19 protein-coding genes are annotated in these 19,855 nt (G+C 68.4%); 9 read left to right on the forward strand and 10 right to left on the reverse strand.

The window, feature by feature from the left end; all coding sequences use genetic code 11:
* Window positions 1–7: 7 nt before the first annotated feature.
* From C6569_RS14985 to C6569_RS15000, 4 genes are all read left to right on the forward strand, one after another.
* Window positions 8–1,288: a TRAP transporter large permease gene (locus C6569_RS14985; RefSeq protein ID WP_106749598.1), complete on the forward strand. Its 1,281-nt coding sequence runs from the start codon at window positions 8–10 to the stop codon at window positions 1,286–1,288.
* 21 nt (window positions 1,289–1,309) lie between these two features.
* A complete protein-coding gene (kduI, locus tag C6569_RS14990; protein WP_106749599.1) occupies window positions 1,310–2,146 on the forward strand; it encodes a 5-dehydro-4-deoxy-D-glucuronate isomerase in 837 nt (278 codons plus the stop codon).
* A complete protein-coding gene (locus C6569_RS14995; RefSeq protein ID WP_106749600.1) occupies window positions 2,143–2,481 on the forward strand; it encodes a cupin domain-containing protein in 339 nt (112 codons plus the stop codon). The genes kduI and C6569_RS14995 overlap by 4 nt, the downstream gene beginning before the upstream one ends.
* 105 nt (window positions 2,482–2,586) lie before the next feature.
* Window positions 2,587–3,474 carry a sugar kinase gene (locus C6569_RS15000; RefSeq protein ID WP_106749601.1) on the forward strand — a complete coding sequence of 296 codons (888 nt, stop codon included), beginning with the start codon at window positions 2,587–2,589 and terminating at the stop codon, window positions 3,472–3,474.
* A 16-nt stretch (window positions 3,475–3,490) separates the two neighbouring features.
* On the opposite strand, the gene C6569_RS15005 is transcribed toward C6569_RS15000, so the two are convergent.
* The 9 genes from C6569_RS15005 to C6569_RS15045 all read right to left on the reverse strand — a co-directional run bounded on the left by C6569_RS15005 (window position 3,491) and on the right by C6569_RS15045 (window position 13,945).
* A complete protein-coding gene (locus tag C6569_RS15005; RefSeq protein ID WP_106751070.1) occupies window positions 3,491–6,682 on the reverse strand; it encodes an efflux RND transporter permease subunit in 3,192 nt (1,063 codons plus the stop codon).
* A gap of 102 nt (window positions 6,683–6,784) precedes the next feature.
* The gene (locus C6569_RS15010) at window positions 6,785–7,894 is read right to left on the reverse strand and encodes an efflux RND transporter periplasmic adaptor subunit (protein WP_106749602.1); all 1,110 of its coding nucleotides are present in this window, start codon (window positions 7,892–7,894) and stop codon (window positions 6,785–6,787) included.
* 10 nt (window positions 7,895–7,904) lie between these two features.
* A complete protein-coding gene (locus C6569_RS15015; RefSeq protein ID WP_106749603.1) occupies window positions 7,905–8,507 on the reverse strand; it encodes a TetR/AcrR family transcriptional regulator in 603 nt (200 codons plus the stop codon).
* A 200-nt stretch (window positions 8,508–8,707) separates the two neighbouring features.
* Complete coding sequence (locus C6569_RS15020; RefSeq protein WP_106749604.1) at window positions 8,708–8,917, reverse strand: CsbD family protein; 210 nt, start codon at window positions 8,915–8,917, stop codon at window positions 8,708–8,710.
* A gap of 83 nt (window positions 8,918–9,000) precedes the next feature.
* Entirely contained in the window at window positions 9,001–10,062 is a 1,062-nt protein-coding gene (locus C6569_RS15025) for a branched-chain amino acid ABC transporter permease (protein WP_181313766.1), read from the reverse strand.
* Window positions 10,063–10,067: 5 nt separating this feature from the next.
* A complete protein-coding gene (locus C6569_RS15030; protein WP_106749605.1) occupies window positions 10,068–11,090 on the reverse strand; it encodes a branched-chain amino acid ABC transporter permease in 1,023 nt (340 codons plus the stop codon).
* Window positions 11,091–11,097: 7 nt separating this feature from the next.
* Window positions 11,098–11,820, reverse strand: a complete 723-nt coding sequence (locus C6569_RS15035; protein WP_106749606.1) for an ABC transporter ATP-binding protein — start codon at window positions 11,818–11,820, stop codon at window positions 11,098–11,100.
* Complete coding sequence (locus C6569_RS15040) at window positions 11,813–12,589, reverse strand: ABC transporter ATP-binding protein (RefSeq protein ID WP_106749607.1); 777 nt, start codon at window positions 12,587–12,589, stop codon at window positions 11,813–11,815. The genes C6569_RS15035 and C6569_RS15040 overlap by 8 nt, the downstream gene beginning before the upstream one ends.
* Before the next feature lie 144 nt (window positions 12,590–12,733).
* Entirely contained in the window at window positions 12,734–13,945 is a 1,212-nt protein-coding gene (locus C6569_RS15045; protein ID WP_106751072.1) for a substrate-binding domain-containing protein, read from the reverse strand.
* 149 nt (window positions 13,946–14,094) lie between these two features.
* Here C6569_RS15045 and C6569_RS15050 point away from each other — a divergent pair, with 149 nt between their 5' ends.
* The 3 genes from C6569_RS15050 to C6569_RS15060 are packed head-to-tail and all read left to right on the forward strand — an operon-like array spanning window position 14,095 to window position 17,074.
* Entirely contained in the window at window positions 14,095–14,730 is a 636-nt protein-coding gene (locus tag C6569_RS15050; RefSeq protein ID WP_106749608.1) for a TetR/AcrR family transcriptional regulator, read from the forward strand.
* A 35-nt stretch (window positions 14,731–14,765) separates the two neighbouring features.
* Window positions 14,766–16,268 (forward strand): acyl-CoA synthetase, encoded by a 1,503-nt coding sequence (locus C6569_RS15055; RefSeq protein ID WP_106749609.1) that lies wholly within the window; start codon window positions 14,766–14,768, stop codon window positions 16,266–16,268.
* Entirely contained in the window at window positions 16,265–17,074 is an 810-nt protein-coding gene (locus tag C6569_RS15060) for an alpha/beta fold hydrolase (RefSeq protein ID WP_106749610.1), read from the forward strand. Before C6569_RS15055 ends, C6569_RS15060 begins: the two co-directional genes overlap by 4 nt.
* 9 nt (window positions 17,075–17,083) lie before the next feature.
* Here the strand turns inward: C6569_RS15060 and C6569_RS15065 are convergent, their stop codons facing one another.
* Window positions 17,084–17,593: a MarR family winged helix-turn-helix transcriptional regulator gene (locus C6569_RS15065; protein WP_106749611.1), complete on the reverse strand. Its 510-nt coding sequence runs from the start codon at window positions 17,591–17,593 to the stop codon at window positions 17,084–17,086.
* A gap of 234 nt (window positions 17,594–17,827) precedes the next feature.
* Here C6569_RS15065 and C6569_RS15070 point away from each other — a divergent pair, with 234 nt between their 5' ends.
* Together C6569_RS15070 and C6569_RS15075 are read left to right on the forward strand one after the other, a co-directional pair.
* Window positions 17,828–18,841 carry a fumarylacetoacetate hydrolase family protein gene (locus C6569_RS15070; protein WP_106749612.1) on the forward strand — a complete coding sequence of 338 codons (1,014 nt, stop codon included), beginning with the start codon at window positions 17,828–17,830 and terminating at the stop codon, window positions 18,839–18,841.
* 35 nt (window positions 18,842–18,876) lie between these two features.
* Window positions 18,877–19,830: an MBL fold metallo-hydrolase gene (locus C6569_RS15075; RefSeq protein ID WP_106749613.1), complete on the forward strand. Its 954-nt coding sequence runs from the start codon at window positions 18,877–18,879 to the stop codon at window positions 19,828–19,830.
* The last annotated feature ends 25 nt before the right edge of the window (window positions 19,831–19,855 follow it).

The following is a 19,855-nucleotide window of genomic DNA, read 5'->3' on the forward strand; positions in this document are numbered from 1 at the left end:
CCCTGCCATGGAACTCGCCATTCTCTTCGGCACATTCGCGCTGCTGCTCCTCATCGGCATGCCGATCGCCTTCTGCCTGGGCGTCGCCTCGCTGGCCACGGTCCTGTGGATGGACGTGCCGCCGCTGGTGATCTTCCAGCAGATGAACTCGGGCATGAACGCCTTCGCCATGATGGCGATCCCCTTCTTCATCTATTCCGGCGACCTGATGATCCGCGGCGGCATCGCCGAGCGGCTGATCGCCTTCGCCGCCTCGCTGGTCGGCCACCTGCGCGGCGGCCTCGGCCAGGTCAACGTGCTGACCTCCACCATGTTCGGCGGCATTTCAGGGTCGGCGGTGGCCGATGCCTCGGCGGTGGGCGGGTTGATGATCCCGCAGATGGTCAAGCGCGGCTATGACGCCGACTACGCGGTCAACGTCACCGCCAACGCGGCGATCATCGCGCTGCTGATCCCGCCGTCCCACAACATGATCATCTATTCGCTGGCGGCGGGCGGAAACCTCTCCATCGCCGACCTCTTCACCGCAGGCATCGTCCCCGGCCTGATGCTCGCCGGCGCGCTGATGATCGCCGCCTATGTCGTCGCCCGCCGGCGCGGCTATCCCACCGGAACCTTCCCCGGCTGGGCGAGCGTCGCCCGCGCCCTGGTGGTCGCGGCGCCTGGCCTCGTCCTCATCGCCATCATCTTCGGCGGCGTGCGCTCGGGCATCTTCACGGCGACCGAGAGCTCCTGCGTTGCCGTGGTCTATGCCCTCTTCGTCACCGTCTTCGTCTATCGCCAGCTTAGCTGGACCGACTTCGTCGAGGCGACGCTGGGCGCCGTGCGCACCACGGCCATGGTGCTGCTCGTCATCGGCACGGCGGCGGCCTTCGGCTGGCTCATGGCCTTCCTCCAGGTGCCGGCACAGACCGTCGCCTTCATGAAGAGCATCACCGACGACCCCGTGATGATGCTGCTGCTGATCAACGTCGTCCTTCTCTTCCTCGGCACCTTCATGGACATGGCGCCGATGATCATCATCCTAACCCCCATCCTCCTGCCCGTGGTGAAGGCCTTCGGCGTCGACCCGATCCATTTCGGTGTCATCCTCATCCTGAATGCCGGGATCGGGCTCAATACGCCGCCGGTCGGGTCCGTCCAGTTCGTCGCCTGCGCCATCGGCAAGGTGTCGATCGGCGAGAGCATGAAGACCATCTGGCCCTTCTACGGCGCCTCCGTGCTCGTCCTGCTGCTGGTCACCTACGTGCCCGCCTTCTCGCTCTGGCTTCCCGCCCTCTTCCGCTGACCGTCCGCCGAAAGGTTCGCCATGTCCCTCGCCGTCCGCCAGGCCTCCCACCCTGAAGCCGCCAGGCACTACGACACCGCCGCGCTGCGCGCCCATTTCCTCGTCGAGACCCTGTTCCGGCCGGACGCGGTCGAGCTCACCTACAGCCATGTCGATCGCATCGTCGTCGGAGGCGCCATGCCCGTCGCGGGCCCGCTCGCCCTCGAGACCCACAAGGCGCTGGGCCAGGCGACTTTCCTCGCCCGGCGTGAACTCGGCGTCTGCAACGTCGGCGGCCGCGGCCGCGTCGTCTGCGACGGCGAGGCCTTCGACCTCGCGCCGCGCGACATGCTCTATGTCGCCATGGGGACCGGCGACGTCCGCTTCGAATCCGCCGACGCCGCTGAGCCGGCAAAGTTCTACCTGTTTTCGACCCCCGCCCATGCCCGGCACCGGACCGTCCTGGTGCGGGAGGCCGACGCCAATGCCCTCGAACTGGGCGGCCAGGAGCAGGCCAACACCCGCACCCTCAGGCAGTACATCATCCCCGGCCGCGTCGAGTCGTGCCAGCTCGTCATGGGCCTGACGACGCTGAAGCCCGGCAACGTCTGGAACACCATGCCGAGCCACGTCCACGACAGGCGCTGCGAGGCCTATCTCTATTTCGGGCTCGGCACCGACGCCCGCGTCGTCCACCTCATGGGCGAACCGGAGGAGACGCGCCATCTTGTGGTGGCGAACGAGCAGGCGATCATCTCGCCGCCCTGGTCGATCCATTCCGGCTGCGGCACCTCGGCCTATTCCTTCATCTGGGCCATGGGCGGCGACAACCAGGATTTCACCGACATGGACATGGTGCCGATGGGGGTGCTGCGATGAGCCGGGGAACGGACATCTTCGTCCACGACGCCGAGTCACCCTGGACCGATCTCGGCGGCGGCGTGAAGCGCAAGATCCTGACCTATGACGCCGGCGTCATGATGGTCCGCGTCGTCTTCGAGGCGGGCGCCGTCGGCGCCCCCCATCACCACCCGCACATCCAGTGCACGCTGGTCGCCAGCGGCCGCTTCGCGGTGACCATCGGCGAGCGCACCGCGACCCTCTCCGCCGGCGACAGCTTCATTGTGCCGACGGATGTCGTCCATTCCGTCGTCGCCCTGGAGGCGGGAGAGCTCGTCGATACCTTCACGCCGCTGCGGGAGGACTTCCTCTAGGAGGCTCGCCTCACCGATGGGCTGCATCCCGCGCGAAACCGGCAGGGGGTCTCCAGGGTTGGTCCCCGACCACAGATTGGCCGGAAAGCGCTGGGACGATCAGGAATGGAAGCACTCTTCATCGGACAGACCTATATCGACGTCACGCTTCTGGCGGACACCATTCCCACCGGCGACGACAAGGTGGTCGCGAAGGACTATTCGGTCTCCTTCGGCGGCAATGCCGTCACCGCCGCCTTCGCCTGCGCCAAGCTGGGGGTGAAGCCGGATCTCCTCACCTCCCACGCCAACGACTGGCTCGGCCGGATGTTCTCCGACATGGCCGCGCGCTACGAGGTGAACCTGCATCCCCGGCCGGTGAAGCGCTCCTCGCTCTCCTTCGTCATCCCCAACAACGGCAAGCGTGCGATCGTCCGCGCCCGCGACGACGCCTATCTACACCCCTATCCGACGCTCTATCTCGACGGCTGCCGGCTGCTCCATCTCGACGGCCACCAGCCGGACGCCGCCATCGCCTATGCGAAGGCCTGCCGCGAGAAGGGCATCCTCACCTCGCTCGACGGCGGCGGCCTGCGCTCCAACACCCGCGAACTGCTCGAGTTCATCGACGTCGCCGTGGTCGCCGAACGCCTCTGCGAGCAAATGGAGCTCACCCCTAGCGAGATGCTCACCTATCTGAACTCCCGCGGCTGCCGGATCGGCGCCGTCACGCTCGGCGAGCGAGGCATGGTCTGGATCGACGCCAAGGGCGAGAAGCGGGAGATGCCGGCGCTGAAGGTGCCGCGCGCCAAGGTGGTCGACACCAACGGCGCCGGCGACATTTTCCATGGCGCCTACTGCTATGCCTATCTCGCCGATCCAGAGGGCGCCTGGGAGGAGCATTTCCGCTTCGCGCGGGCGGCCTCCGCCCATTCCATCCAGCATCTCGGCAACGAGGCGAGCCTGCCTTCGCTCGCCGACATCAAAGCCATGCGGGCCGCGGCGGGGGAATGACCGCGGCCGCGCCCCCTCATTCCGCCGCCAGCGGCAGGGCGGGCGACGATGGTGTCGCGGCGTCGACTACCGCCGCTTCCTCCGGACCTGGCTTCCTGACCCGGAACCACAGCGCGTAGAGCGCCGGCAGGAACAGGATGGTGAGCAGAGTGGCCGCGAAGAGGCCGCCGCCGATGGTGATCGCCATGGGCCCCCAGAACAGCGAGCGCGCCAGCGGCACCATGGCCAGGATCGCCGCCATGGCGGTGAGCACGACCGGGCGCGAGCGGTGGACGGTCGCCTCGATGATGGCGTCATAGAGCGACAGGCCCGCCTCGCGGTTCTCGTCGATCTGCTGCACCAGGATGACCGTGTTGCGCATGATCATGCCGGCGAGCGCGATGAGGCCGAGCAGGGCGACGAAGCCGAAGGGCGCGTTGAGCAGGTTGAGGGCGAGCGAGGCGCCGATGAGGCCCAGCGGCGCCGTGGAGAAGACCAGCAGCAGCCGCGAGAAGGACTGGAGCTGGATCATCAGCACGGTCAGCATGCCCAGCGCCATGACGGGGTAGAGGGCGGCGAGCGAGGAGTTGGCCCTGCCCGATTCCTCCACCGAACCGCCAACCTCGATGCGCAGGCCGGGCGGCAGCGAGGCCTTGAGCTCCTTCAGCGACTCCTCGACCTGGCCGGACACAACCGCCGGCTGGATACCGTCGGCGACGTCGGCACGGACGGTGATCGACAGTTCGCGGTTGCGCCGCCAGAGGATCGGATCCTCCTCGTGGAACTCCATGCGGGCGACCTGGGCGAGCGGCACCGGCACGCCGCTGCGGGCGATGATGGTGAGATCGCCGATGCGGCCGAGGTCGACGCGCTCGCTCGGCACGGCGCGGGCGACGATCTCCACCTTTTCGGTGCGGTCGCGCATGGTCGTCACGGTGACGCCGGAGAGGAGCGTCTGCAGCGTCTGCGCGACGTCCTGGACGTTGAGACCGAGCGAGCGGGCGCGATCCTGGTCGACCACGAGGCGGACGGAGGGCGACTGCTCGTTCCAGTCGAGATGGGGGTCGCGGGTGTTGCTGTTGGCGCGCATGATCTCGCGCACCTTCACCGCGAGGTCGCGGACCGCCTGCGGCTCGTTGCCGACGACCCGGAACTGCACCGGGAAGCCGACCGGCGGGCCAAAGCTGAAGCGGTCGATGCGCACCCGCGCCTCCGACAGGGCGCCATCCGCCACCGCCTTCTCGAGCCGTGCCTTCACCCGCTCGCGAGCTTCCAGGCTCTTCGTCATGATGACGATCTGCGAGAAGGACTCATCCGGGAGCTGCGGATTCAGGCCGAGCCAGAAGCGCGGGCTGCCCTGACCGACATAGGTCGTGTAGGTGCGGATGTCGTCGTCGCCCTTCAGCAGGGCCTCGGCGCGCTTGGCCGTATCCAGCGACGCGGTGATCGAAGAGCCCTGCGGCTGGCGCATCTCGAAGAAGAGCTCCAGACGGCCGGAGATCGGGAAGAACTGCTGCTGCACGCGGGTGAAGGCGACCACCGAGCCGGCGAAGATCGCGATGGTGGTGACGACGACGACGATCTTGTGGTCCACCGACCAGCGCACGGCGCGGCGCAGCATCTGGTAGGTCGGGGTGTTGTAGAGGGCGTGTGCGTCGGTGTGGTCCGGCTTCGGCGGGATCGGCTTGCCGCGCTTCTCGGCGCGCTTCACCGCCCGCTGATACTTGCGTTCCTCGATGGCGCGGAAATCGGGCAGCAGGACGTAGCCGAGATAGGGCGTGAACAGCACGGCGACGAACCAAGAGACGATCAGCGCCATCCCGACCACCCAGAAGATGGAGCCGGCATATTCACCCGTCGCCGAATTGGCCAGGCCCACGGGCAGGAAACCGATGGCGGTGACGAGGGTGCCGGTGAGCATCGGGAAGGCGGTCGAGGTCCAGGCGTAGGCCGCCGCGGAGATGCGATCCCAGCCCTGCTCCATTTTCACCACCATCATCTCGACCGCGATGATGGCGTCGTCGACCAGCAGGCCGAGCGCGATGATCAGCGCGCCCAGGGAGATTCGGTGCAGGTCGATGCCGATCAGGTACATCAGGGTGAAGACGACGGCGAGCACCAGCGGCACCGACAGCGCGACGATGACGCCGGTGCGCAGGCCGAGAGAGACGAAGGACACGAACAGGACGATGACCAGGGCCTCGACGAACGAGGTCTTGAACTCGGACACCGCCTCGCGCACCACATGCGGCTGGTCGGCGATCTGACCCATTTCGATACCGACCGGCAGCTGTCCGCGGAAGGCTTCGCGCGCCTTTTCCAGTTCCTCGCCGAGGGCGGTGATGTTGGCGCCCTTCTGCATCACGATGCCGACGAGCACCGACTGCTGACCCTCCTGGCGGATCAGATAGGTGGGCGGGTCGACATAGCCGCGGGAGATCGTGGCGATGTCGCCGAGCCGGAAGATGCGGCCGTTGACGTCGACGGGGATCGCGGCGACCGCCTCGACCCCGTCGAGGGCGCCGGTGACGCGCAGCGGAATCCGGGCGGAGCCGGTGTCGATGGTACCGGCGGGGGTGACGGCGTTCTGCTTCTGCAGGCTTTCGAAGATGGTGGAGGAAGAGACGCCGAGGGTGGCGAGCTTGGCGTGGCTGAACTCGACGAAGATGCGCTCGTCCTGGGCGCCGTAGATGTTGACCTTGGTGACGTTGGGCACGCGCAGCATGTGGCTCTTCAGCCGCTCGGCGATGGCCTTCAGGTCGGCATAGGAGGCCCCGTCGCCGGTCAGCGTGTAGAGCACGGAATCGACGTCGCCGAACTCGTCGTTGACGGCCGGGCCGACGACGCCGCTCGGCAGGTCGGACTGCAGGTCGTCGAGCTTCTTGCGCACCTGGTAGAAGAGCTGCGGCACGTCGCGCGGCGGCGTGTTGTCGCGGAAGGTCATCTGGATCGCGGCGAAGCCGGACTTGGTATAGGTCTGCGCCCGGTCGAAATAGGGCAGCTCCTGCAGCTTCTTCTCGATCCGCTCGGCCACCTGGTCCTGTATCTCGCGGGCGGTGGCGCCCGGCCAGGCGACGGTGATCGTCACCACCTTGATGGTGAAGGAGGGATCCTCCGCTTGTCCCAGCCGCATGTAGGAGATCACGCCGCTCGCGATGAGGACGAGGATGGCGAAGAGCACCAGCGAGCGGTGGGTCACGGCCCAGTAGGACCAGTTTCCCTTCGTCAGATGCGGATCATGGCTGTCGTGGGCGGACATGGGTGGTCGCTCCGCTCGGGAGGGTCGGGTCGAGTGATGATGCCGGGCGGGCGGGCGGGCGGGTCTCGGGGCTCAGCGCCCCTCGACGATGCGCACGCGCTGGCTGGGGTCGAGCTTGTGGACGCCCAGCGTCACGACCTTCTCGCCGTCGGAGATCCCGTCGGCGATAAGAACGTCGCGGCCGTCGTAGCCGGCGACCGTCACCGGCTTCAGCGTCAGCTTGCCGGTCGCCTCGTCGACGACGAAGACCGAGGTGCCGCGCCCGTCGGAATAGAGCGCGGAGATGGGGAGGCGAGCCACGCGGGCGGACGCGGGCTCGCCAGCCGTGACGGTCGCGGTCATACCGATGACCACGCCGTCGTCGGCGTCCTGAATGGTGTAACGGGCCTGGAAGGTCCGGGTGGCGACGTCGGCCGAGGCGGCGAGTTCGCGCAGGGTGGCAGAGTAGGTCTTCTCGGCGTTCGACCAGAGCGAGACGCGGGCGGCAGACGAGCGCCGCACGTCCTCGATCAGCGCCTCCGGAATGGCCACGACAGCCTCGCGTTCGCCGGAGCGGGCGAGCCTGACGATGGCGGTTCCCGAGAGCACCACCTGGCCGGGCTCGACCAGGGTCGCGGTCACGATGCCGTCGCTGTCGGCGACCAGCGTCGCATAGGCGAGCTGGTTGGCGGCGAGGTCGAGGGCCCGCTTGGCACGATCCACGCGGCTGCGGGCGTCGGCCGTCTTGGCGAGCTGGGTGTCGAGGGTCGCCTGGGTGGCCCAGCCGGCGGCGCGCAGGTCCTGGGTGCGCTTGTCCTGGGCCACGGACGCGGCGAGGTTCACCTCGGCCGCTTCGAGTTCGGCTGCGGACTGCTGCATCTGCAGCTTGAGATCGGTCGCGTCGAGAAGGGCGAGCGGCTGGCCCCGGACGACCCGCTGGCCCTGCTGGACCAGGCGCTCGGAGACCTTGCCGGCGACGCGGAAGCCGAGATCGCTCTCGATCCGCGGCCGGACGGTGCCGACGAAGGTGCGCTCCCGCACCCGCGGCTTGAACACCACCGTCTCCGCCCGGACGGCGCGCGGCGGGGTGTCCTCGGCCTTGGCGTCGGTGCGGGCATTGCCGTCGGTGCAGGCGGCGAGTGCCAGCGCCAGAACGCCACTGGCCAGGAGGGGGAGGATACGGGAGCCGGCGGGAAGGGACATGGCTTGGTCCTCAGGCTTTCAGGGCGCGGATGGCGAACTGCGTCAGGCGGCTCGTCTGTTCGTCGAGGTCGCTGTCATGAGCGCAATGGGCGATCAGGGTCGGGTGGAAGACGCTGGCATGGCACTGCTTGAAGGACAGCGCCGCCTCGACGGGGTCGCGAACGATGAAGGCGCCGGACGCCATTCCGTCGCGGATGACCTCGGCGAACAGGGCGACGAGTTCTTCCAGATGCCCTTTGACGACGTGCCAATTCTCCGTCATGGCGGCTTCCACCATGTCGTAGAGCCGACGCTCGTCGAAGAACTGGGCCTTGTTGAACTGGTGCAGCGACATGGCCATGCGCGCCAGACGGTCCTCGGCGGGAACGGTCCGCTCGGCGGCGATCTGCCTGAGGATGTCGTGGCAGGAGTCCAGCAGCCGCCGCGCGATCTCCTCGCAGATGGCCGCCTTGGAGGGAAAGAAGCGGTAGACGTTCGCCGGGCTCATCCCGAGCTCTCCGGCCACGTCCGCAACGGCGGTCTTGGCGTAGCCGACGCGGCGGAAATGCTCCTCGGCCACGGCGAGGATGCGCTCACGCGTTTCGTCGGCAGTGAATCGGGGCCGGCTTGTCATGGTGCCTAGTTTGTAACGGCTGATGATTTTGGAAATCTATCACTTTTCAGCCGACAGTCAAGTGCCTTGTGGTGTCATAAGACCGCTGGATTAACAAACCATCACTGTGAAAAACGAAAGCCCGCCAGGAAGACCTGACGGGCTTGGGCGCTCCTGCCACGGGCGGTGGACCAGAGGCCTACTTCTCGGTGAGGATTGGATCAGGGCAGCCAGTTTCGGCTGTTGTACCAGGTGTCGATCTCGCTGCTCGCCTGGTCCTTGGCGTAGCCGTAGCGCTCCTGAAGCTTGCCCTCGAGCTGGTCGCGGCGGCCGGCGATGACGTCCAGGTCGTCGTCGGTCAGCTTGCCCCACTGCTCCTTGATGTTGCCCTTGAGCTGCTTCCAGTTGCCTTCGACGCGGTCCCAGTTCATCGCCTGATCTCCTCGATTTGCGATGCCCGGACAACCCCTGTGGGCCGCGCCGGTTCCGGGCCGGCGTCGGAATAACGTCAGGCTCAGCCCGACTTGCCGCGCAGCCGCCCGACGATGCCCGTCGGGAAGAAATAGACGCTGAGCACGAAGAGAAGGCCGAGCAGCAGCAGCCAGCGGTCGGGATGCAGCAGCTTCGGCAGCAGCGGGATCCCCTCCGTCGCCGTCGAGGCGGTGGCCATCAGCTTCTGCAGATAGTTCTGCGCGACGATGAACAGGGTGGCGCCGATGACCGCGCCGTAGAGCGTGCCCATGCCCCCGATCACCACCATCAGCAGGATGTCGAGCATGATGGCGAAGGAGAGCGTCGTGTCGGGGCCGGTGTAGCGGAGCCAGATCGCGCTCATGGCCCCCGCCAGCACCGCCATGCCGGCGGCGAGGCAGTTGGCGACCGTGCGGTAGTAGACGACGCGATAGCCGAGCGCCTCGGCGCGCATGTCGTTCTCGCGGATCGCCTGGAGCACCCGGCCGAAGGGGGAGTTGACCACCCTCAGCGCCAGCAGGAACAACGTCACCGCCATGGCGAAGACGAGGTAATAGGCGAGCACGCGTCCGTTGATCACCGTGCCGAAGACCGGCTGGTCCAGCAGCCGGTAGCCGGGCCTGAGGACCTGCGGCACGGAGAAGGAGCGGCCGTCCTCGCCGCCCGTATATTCGGAGAACTGAGTGGCGAGGATGAGGAAGGCGGAGGCGACCGCGAGCGTGATCATGGCGTAGAAGATCGCCCGCACGCGCAGCGACAGGAGCCCGATGAGGAAGGCGAGCACCACGCCGACCACCAGGGCGAGAAGGATGCCGAGGGCGAGGACGCCCCAGCTCGCGCCGAAGGCGTAGAGGCCGAGGCCGACCCCGTATCCGCCGATGCCGAAGAACATGGTGTGAGCGAAGGAGACGATGCCCGTATAGCCGAGCAGCAGGTCGTAACTCGCCACCAGCACGATGAAGATGCAGACCTTCGCCGCCGTGTTGATGGCCGCGGCACCGGAGAAGAGGAAGGGCGCGAAGGCGAGGCCGAGGACGATGGCGGCGAGGATGCCGGTGAGGATGCGGCTGCGCGGATAGTCGCCGGACAGGAGCGTGTTCAGCATCGCCCTCACCTCTTCGCCACGGGATAGAGTCCCTGCGGCCGCCACATGAGGATCGCCACCATCAGGAGGATGTTGGAGGCGAGAGCCACCTTCGGCAGCAGGAAGGCGGTGTAGTTCGCCATCATCGCCACCAGAATGGCGCCGATGAAGCAGCCGCCGACCGATCCGAGGCCGCCGATGATGATGACGATGAAGACCAGCACCATGACGTCGCCGCCGATGGCGGCCGTCAGCGTCTCGCGGTAGAGCGCCCAGAGCACCCCGCCGAGGCCGGCGAGCGCCGACCCCACGGCGAAGACGCCGACGAAGAGCCGGCGGATGCGATAGCCGAGCGCCTCCACCATCTCCGGATTCTCGACCCCCGCGCGGATCAGCAGGCCGATGCGCGTGCGGTTGAGGACGAGGATCATGGCGGCGAAGACGACGATGCCGACCGCCACCGTGAGGATGCGGAAGCGCTCGATGGCGACCTCGCCGATCACCACCGCGCCGCGCAGCGCCGCCGGCAGCGCCATGGCCTTCTGGTCGCCGCCCCAGATCACGTGGATGAGCTGCTCGGCGACGATGAGGCCACCCATGGTGATGAGGATCTGCTTGAGGTGCTGGCCGTAGACCGGCCGGACGATCACCCGCTCGAAGGCGAGACCGAGGAGGCCAGTGCCCACCATCGCCACGGTGACGGCGAGGCCCAGCGCCATCAGGTTCCAGAGGAGCGAATCCGCCTGCACCCATCCCGACAGCAAGGCGAGAACCGATAGGGCGATATAGGCGCCCACTGCGATGAAGGCGCCGTGGCCGAAGTTCAGCACGTCCATCAGGCCGAAAACAAGGGTGAGGCCCGAGGCGATGACGAAGATCATCATGCCCATGGCGAGCGCCGCCACGGTGAGCGTCACCCAGGTCGTCGGGTTGCCGACGAAGGGCAGCGCGAGGGCGGAAAGCGCCACCGGGAGCAGGATCGGCAGGTAGTCGTGCCGGATGTCGGGAAGCGCGTCGGAGGCGGAGGCCGGGGCGGGTGCGGCGGTCATGGAGGCCTCACTGATGCGTGTCGAGGGAGAGCCCCAGCAGCCGCTGCTGCAGGGCCTCGTCGCGGGCGAGATCGGCCATGGCACCGCGGTGGACGATACGGCCGTCGTCCATCACCGCCACGTGGTCGCCGAGGCTCGCGGCGAAGCGGAAGTTCTGCTCCACCAGCAGGATCGTGGTCTCGCGCTTCAGTTCGGCGAAGGCGGTGATCATCGCCTCGATGATGGCGGGCGCGATGCCCTTGGTCGGCTCGTCGATGAGGATGAGGGTGCGCGGTTCGGCGATGGCGCGGGCGATGGCGAGCATCTGCTTCTGCCCGCCGGAGAGGACGCCGGCGGGGAACTGCCAGAACTTCTTCAGCGCCGGGAACAGGCCGAAGATCCAGTCCAGGCGGGCGGGATCGACAGGCCCGGAGCGCGCCGCCAGCACCATGTTCTCCGCCACCGTCAGGTCGGCGAAGACGGCCATGGTCTCCGGCACATAGGCGATGCCGGCCTGCGCGATGTCGGGCGTCGGCAGGCCGCCGATCGGCCGGCCCGCGAAGGAGACGGTTCCGCGCGAGGGCTTCCACAGGCCCATGATCGTGCGCAGGGTCGTCGTCTTGCCGGCGCCGTTGCGTCCGAGCAGCACGGTCATGCCACCCTTCGGCAAGGCGAGATCAACGCCCTGCAGGATGTGGTACTGGCCGATATGGGTGTGGACGCCCTCGAGGGTGAGCAGCGGCTCAGCCATGGGTCGCCTCCACCGCCTTCGGCGCCTGGCCGAGATAGGCCTCCTGCACCACCGGCGAGGCGATGACCTCGGCCGGCTCACCGTCGGCGACGAGCCGGCCGTTGTGCAGCACCACGATGCGGTCGGCGAGGGAGCGGACCACGTCCATCTTGTGCTCCACCAGCAGGATGGTCTTGGTCCCGTCCGCCTTCAGCTTGCGGATGAGGTCGAGGATGACCGGCACCTCGTCCACGCTCATGCCCGCGGTGGGCTCGTCGAACATGAAGACCTGTGGCTCCAGCGCCATCATGATGGCCACCTCCAGCTTGCGCTTGTCGCCGTGCGGCAGGGCCGCGGCCAGCGTGTCGCGCACGCCGGAGAGGTTCACCTCCTCCAGGTAATGATCCGCCTTGGCGATCCAGTCGCGGTGGCTCGACCAGAGGGAAAGGAGGCTCGCCTTCGCGCGCCCGCGCGCCTGCGCGGCGAGGCGCACGTTCTCCCCCACCGTCAGGTTGGGAAAGAGGTTGGTGATCTGGAAGGCCCGGCCGATGCCGCGCTGCGCCCGGCCGGCTGCGCCGAGCGCGGAGATGTCGTCGCCGTCGAGCAGGGTCTGGCCGGACGTGGCCGCGAGCTGGCCGGACATCAGGTTGAAATAGGTGGTCTTACCCGCCCCGTTCGGCCCGACGATGGCGGTCAGCGTCCCCGCATGGAAGGCGCAGGAGACGCCGTCGACGGCGACATGGCCGCCGAAGCGGATGGTCAGGTCACGGGTTTCGAGGACGGGCGGCATGGGGCGATGGGACTTCTGACGGGCGGGAGACGTCGGCGAGAGTGTTCGGACCGTGAGGGCGGGAATCATCGGCACGACCGAAGTGTCGCCTGACACCGACAGGCTGCGGCGCGGCCGGAGAGATCCCCGGCCGCGGCCGTCTCGTCAGTTGGTGCGCCGTCCGTTGGTGATCGGCAGCGGCATCTCGGAGGCGGGAATGGTCCGCACCAGGTCGAGCATGTCGTTGTCGCGGCCGTTGGGACGGATGCGGAAGTGATACATCTCCTGCATCGCCTGATGGTCCTCCTTGCGGAAGGTCATCGGCCCCTTCGGCGTCTGGAAGGTCATGCCTTCCATCGCCGCGATCAGCTTCTCGGTATCGGTCGAGCCGGCCTTTTCGAGCGCGGCCACCACGACGGCCGCCGCGGCGAAGCCGCCCGCCACGAAGAAGTCCGGCGGCGCGTTGTGGCGCTTCTGGTACTCGGCCTTGAGCCAGTCGTTCAGCGGGTTCCGGGGGAAGTCGTAGTAATAGTAGATGCCGCCCTCGGTGCCGGCGAAGGCCTTCCAGGCGTTCATGGCGGGCAGGATGTTGCCGCCGGGGGCGAGGGCGATGTTGAAGCGCTCCGGCTTCATGTCGACGAATTTCGCCATCGGGTGCGCGCCGGCCCAGATGAAGCCGATGATGCGCTTGCCGGGGCGATCCTTCAGCGCCGCGAACAGGCGCTCCGCAAAGGGCGTGAAGTCGGCGGTGTTACCGGCGGCGAACTCCTCCGCGACGATGCGAGCGCGCGGCCGGATGGCGGCGAGCGCTGCCTTGTAGGCGGCAACGCCGTCACGTCCGAAGGCGGTGTCGAGGCCCATCATGCCGATGAACACGTCCTCGTTCTCGGGGATCGAGGCGGCGGCCGCCAGCGCATCCTGATAGGACGAGCGGCCGGTGCGGAAGATGTAGCGGTTCCAGCGCGGCCCGGTGATCGAATCCGCCACCGCCGGCTCGACGATGAGGATCTTCTTGGCCTCTTCCGCGACGGGCAGCATGGCGAGCGCAACCGGCGAGCCGGTCGTGCCCACGGCGAGGGCCGCACCGTCGTCGTTGTAGCACTCCTCCAGCAGGGCCTTGCCGCGATCAGGGCGCAGCTGGTCGTCCTTGACGAGGACCTGGATGCGCATGCCGGCCACCGTGTTGGTGCCCCGCGTCAGATATTCGAGGCCCATCATGAAGCCGACCTCGGTCTGCTTCGCATAGGCCTCGAGCGGACCGGTGCGGCCGGCGATGAGGCAGATCTTGACGTCGCGGGTCTGTGCCGCGGCGCTCCCGGCGAAGGACGTCACGGCCATTGCGAGCGAGGCGACGGCCACCGCCAGCGTTTTCCTCAGCATGGGATCCTCCCTGATCCATATTCTCAAACTGACACTTGAGTCATGTTTCATGTGACGCTAGCTTCGTCCCACAAACGCGTCAAGCGGGAAGCGGTCTGAGGCCTTCGGGCGACGGGCCGATGACGGGAAAACGCCACGGACAGGCCATGAGCAACCTCCATCCGGCAGGGCCCCTGCCGGCGCCGAAGACCCAGAGGGGCGAGCGCACCCGCCAGAAGATTCTCGACGCCGCCGAGCGCGAGATCGGCGCCCGTGGCTTTTCCGACGCCTCCATCGCGACGATCACCGCCGAAGCGGCCGTCGCTCAGGGCACGTTCTATCTCTACTTCCGCTCCAAGGAGGAGGTGCTGCGCGAGCTGGTCCTGCGCATGGGCCGGCGCCTGCGCCATCACCTGACCCTCGCGACCGCCGGCGCCGGCGACCGCATGCAGGCGGAGCGTCTGGGCATCCGCGCCTTCCTGCAGTTCGTGCGCGACAACCCCAACCTCTACCGGGTCGTGGCGGAGTCCCAGTTCGTCGATCCGGCCATCCACCGCGCCTATTACGAGGAATTCGCCGCCGGCTATCGCGTCGGGCTCGAGGAAGCCGAATCCCGCGGCGAAATCGCACCGGGACACGCCGAGGTGCGCGCCTGGGCGCTCATGGGGGTGACGGACATGGTCGGCCGGCGCTACGCCATCTATGACCGGGACGGCCCCCTCGATGCGGCGGCGGAAGCCGCCTACGATTTCGTCGCCCACGGCATCGGTCCGCGCGCCGCCGGGCGCGGCGCCAAGACCTGACGCCGCCCGCCGGGCCCGCAGCGCGAGGTCACCCGATGAAGACGATCCCCGATCTCTGCCGCCGCCGCGCCGAACTGAGCCCCGACGCGATCGCCTTCGAGGAGGTGCAGGGCGCCCCGGCCGTGACCTTCGCCGAGATGGACGACAGGGTCGGCCGCGGCGCCGTCTTCCTCGCAGGCCGCGGACTGGAGCCCGGCGATCGGGTCGCCGTGCTCTGCCATAACGGGGCGGTTTTCTTCGAGCTGCTCTTCGCCTGCGCCCGGGCCGGGCTCGTCCTCGTCCCGCTCAACTGGCGGCTCACCCCGGCCGAGCTTCGCCCCATCCTCGCCGATTGCGGCGCAAAGCTCCTGCTCGCCGATTCCGCCACCGCATCCCTCGCGACCGAGCTGGCGGAACTGGTGCCGGTGCTCTCCTTCGCCGGCTACGAGGCCGAGCGCGCCGCGGCAGCCCCGGCGGCCGACGCCCCCTCTCCCTGGGAGACGGACCGCATCTGGTACCTCCTCTACACCTCCGGCACGACCGGCCGGCCGAAGGCGGTGATCCAGACGCCGGGCATGGCCCTCGCCAATGCCGTCAACATCCAGCAGGCCACCGGCATGGGTGCCGGGGACGACACCCTGAACTACCTCCCTCTGTTCCACACGGCGGGGATCAACCTCCACGCCCTGCCGCTCTTCATCGCTGGCGGCACATCCCGCATCATCCCGAAATTCGAACCCGACGCCGTCTTCGACCTCATCGGCCGCGGCCAGCTTTCGCTGTTCTTCGGCGTGCCCGCCGTCTACCAGGCCCTGAGCCTGCATCCCGCCTTCGAGACGACGGATTTTTCGCGCGTCCGCCACTGGGGATGCGGCGGTGCCCCGATTTCGGAGCCGCTGCTGCGCGCCTTCGCCGCCCGCGGCGTCACCGTCTGCAACGGTATGGGCATGACCGAGACGGGCCCGACCCTCTTCCTCATGGATCAGGCCCATGCGGCGGCGAAGATCGGCTCGGTCGGCAAGCCGCAGATCCTCGCCGAGGTGCGCATCGTCGATTTCAGGGACGAGGACGTGGCGCCAGGGGAGGCGGGGGAACTGCTGTTCCGCGGCCCCGGCATCACCCCCGGCTATTTCAATCAGCCGGAAGCGACCGCGCGGGCCTTCGCGGCCGGCGGCTGGCTGCGCTCCGGCGATGTCGGCCGGCAGGACGCCGACGGCTATTACTACGTCGTCGACCGCATCAAGGACATGTTCATCTCGGGCGGGGAGAACGTCTATCCGGCCGAGGTCGAGAGCGCGCTCCACGCCCATCCGGCCATCCTCGAGGCCGCGGTGATCGGCGTCGCCGATGCCACCTGGGGCGAGGTCGGCCATGCCGTGGTCCTGCTGCGGCCGGGGACGGCGGCCACCGTCGACGACATCCGCGCCCATTGCCGCGCCCGCCTGGCCGGCTACAAGGTTCCCCGCCACATCACCATCGTCGAGGATTTCCCGCGCACCGCGGCGGGCAAGATCCAGAAGCACGTCCTGCGCAGCCTCGTCGCCGGAGACCGCGGATGAGGGAGCCGGCCCCGCCAGGTGCAGCCCTCACCGACCTCGGCGCGGGACGCCCGCTCGTCTTCCTCCACGGCTGGTCGGTGGACCGTTCCTTCTTCGCCGCCCAGGAGAGCCTCGCCCGCGACGGCTTCCGCGTCGTCGCGCCCGACCAGCCCGGCCACGGCGACACCCCGCTGGCGCCCCGGCCCGCGACCATGGCCGGCCTCGCCGACGCCCTCGCCGACCTGATCGAAGGAATCTCCGGCAGCCCCGCGGTTCTCGTCGGCTGGTCCATGGGCGCCATCGTCGCCCTCGACTATCTCGCCCGGCACGGGACCGGCCGCATCGCAGGCCTGGTCATGGTCGACATGAGCCCGAAGGTCGTCAACGCGCCGGACTGGCCGCACGGCCTCGCCGGCGGGCAGGACCTCGCGGGAGCGCTTGAGGCGGCCGACCGGATGGAGGGCGACTGGCCGCTCTACGCGCCGCGGATCGCCAGGGCCATGTTCGCCGCCGGCAGCGACGAGGCCTCGCCGCACATGGCCGGGGCGACGGAGCGGATCGCCGCGCGCGATCCCGCCGTGATGGCGGCGCTCTGGCGCTCGCTGGTTCGCGCCGACCACCGCGCCACCCTCGCGGCGCTGCCCGTGCCGCTCCTCGCCGTCGCCGGGGCCCATAGCCAGCTCTACAGCCCGGCCGTCGCGGACTGGATCGCAGCGGCCGCGCCGCGCGGGCGGGCGCAGATCATCGCCGCCGCGGGCCATGCGCCGCACATCGAGCAGCCGGCCACCTTCAATGCAGCCGTAGCCGGCTTCGCCCGGAGCCTGTGATCTGCGCCTTCAGTCGGAGACGGGTTGCGGCTCGTCCTCCCGATCCAGCATCCGCAGGCTGCGCTCGGTCAGCCGGGTGAGGAGGAGGTCGAGCTGGTCGCGCTCGTGGGGGGTGAATCCATCGCTGAGGTCGGCGGCGAAACGCTGCGCGACCGGAACGAGATCACCGTAGATCACCTGCCCCTCGCGCGTCAGCGACAGGAAGGCCTCGCGCAGGTCCTGCCGGTTGATGCGACGCTGGACCAGCCGGCGCCGCGTCAGGCTGGCCACGGCGCGCGAGACCTTGGTCTTGTGCATGTGGCTGTGCGCGCCGATGTCCTTGGCGGTCGCCTGGCCGAACTGTCCCAGTGTGGCGATGACGCGCCATTCCGGGATGCCGAGGCCGTAGCGCTCGGCATAGATGCCCGAGAGCGCCTGGCTGACGACGTTGGCCAGGACGTTCAGCCTGTAGGGCAGGAACGAATCCAGCTCGAGCTTGGGGTCTGAAAAAGAGGACTTATCCGCTAGACGGGCGTCCATGTGTGCTTCCTGTGGAAGAGCGTCAATTCAGCAAAGGGCGTGGACGAGGAATCGCTTGCAGTCCATGTCCGGAGCGTATCGCTTGGCGAACCGTAGCGCAACGCGACAAAGATAAGACAACCCGCTTGGGTGGCGGCTTCCGGCAAGGCGCTGGTCAAGCGCGCCGCAACAGGCTTTGATGCCGGACCGGCCACCCAAGTCCGGACAGAGAACCCATTTCCGGGAAGAAGTGCCATGAAGCTCGCCTCCCTCAAGCACGGCCGCGACGGCCGTCTCGTCGTCGTTTCCAGAGACCTGACCCGGGCGACCGATGCCTTTCCGGTTGTATCCACGCTTCAGGCTGCGCTGGACGACTGGGAGCGGCTTCACCCCCGCCTCGTCGACCTCGCCGAACAGCTGGAGCACGGCTCCGTTCCCTCGTTCCGCTTCCATGAACACGACTGCGCCAGCCCCCTGCCGCGAGCCTATCAGTGGGCCGACGGTTCGGCCTATGTGAATCACGTGGCCCTCGTGCGCCAGGCACGGGGCGCCGAGATGATGCCGTCCTTCTGGACAGACCCGCTCATGTACCAGGGCGGGTCCGACACCTTCCTCGGTCCGCGCGACCCGATCACCCTGCCGGACGAGGCTCACGGCATCGACTTCGAGGGCGAAGTGGCGGTGATCACCGGCGACGTGCCCATGGGGGTCACCCCCCACGAGGCGCGCGGCCTCATCCGCCTCGTCATGATCGCCAACGACGTTAGCCTGCGAAACCTCATCGCGTCCGAACTCGCCAAGGGCTTCGGCTTCTTCCAGTCCAAGCCCTCCACAGCCTTCTCGCCGGTGGCCGTGACGCCGGACGAGCTCGGCGCCGCCTGGGTCGAGGGCAAGCTGCACCTGCCGCTGCTCGCCTATTTCAACGGCGAGCAATTCGGCCGCCCTCAGGCGGGCGTCGACATGACCTTCGACTTCGGCACGCTCATCGCCCACGCGGCGAAGACGCGGGCCCTTACCGCCGGCACCATCATCGGCTCGGGCACCGTGTCGAACCGCGATGCCGACGGCGGGCCCGGCCGGCCCATCGCCGAGGGTGGCCTCGGCTATGTCTGCATCGCCGAGATGCGCACCGTCGAGACCATCCGCGACGGCGCGCCGAGGACGCCCTTCATGCGCTTCGGCGACGCCGTCCGCATCGAGATGAAGGATGCCGGCGGCCATTCCATCTTCGGCGCCATCGACCAGATCGTCCGCAAGCACCACGATTGAGCGGCGCCCCGCGTCGCTCCGCAGGAGTCCCTCCCATGTCCAAGTCCTTCGCATCCACGGCCGATCTCGGCCCCAAGACCATTTCCTTCGACGAGCTCGGCAAGGGGCTTTACGCCTATACGGCCGAGGGCGACCCCAATTCCGGCATCATCGTCGGCGACGATGCCTGCATGGTGGTCGACGCCCAGGCGACGCCCGCCATGGCGGCCGACGTCATCGCGCGCGTGCGCGAGGTCACGGACAAGCCGATCCGCTACGTGCTGCTGTCGCATTACCACGCGGTCCGCGTGCTCGGCGCATCCGCCTACGAGGGCGCCACCATCATCGCCTCAGACGCCACCCGCGGCCTCATCGTCGAGCGTGGCGAGCAGGACAAGGCGAGCGAGATCGGCCGGTTCCCGCGCCTGTTCCCCGGCGCCGAATCGATCCCGCCGGGGCTGACCTGGCCGCACGTCACCTTCGGGCGGGAGATGACCGTCTGGCTCGGCAGGCGCGAGGTGAGGCTCATGCACCTCGGCCGCGGCCACACCGCCGGTGACACCGTCGCCTGGGTCCCGGATGCGGGCGTCGCCTTCACCGGCGACCTCGTCGAGTATCACTCCGCCTGCTATTGCGGCGACGCCCATTTCAAGGACTGGCCGAAGACCCTCGACGCCATCGAGGCGCTGGGGCCGAAAGCCGTGGTGCCGGGCCGCGGCGCCGCTCTCACGACACCCGCGATGGTGGCCGACGGCATCCGGCTGACGCGCGACTTCCTGTCGACCCTCTACGGCTCGGTTTCGGACAGCGTCGCGAAGGGGCTGACGCTGAAACAGGCCTTCGACGCCTGCCGCACGGCCATGGACCCGAAATTCGCGTCCTTCGCCATCTACGAGCACTGCCTGCCCTTCAACGTCTCGCGCGCCTATGACGAGGCCAGCGGCATCGACTGGCCGGTGGTCTGGACCGACCAGCGCGACCGCGAGATGTGGGCGAGCCTGCAGGGATAGGCGGGCGCGGACTTGGAGGGCGGCG

Source organism: Phreatobacter cathodiphilus (assembly GCF_003008515.1).
In the GTDB taxonomy this organism is placed as follows: Bacteria; Pseudomonadota; Alphaproteobacteria; order Rhizobiales; family Phreatobacteraceae; genus Phreatobacter; species Phreatobacter cathodiphilus.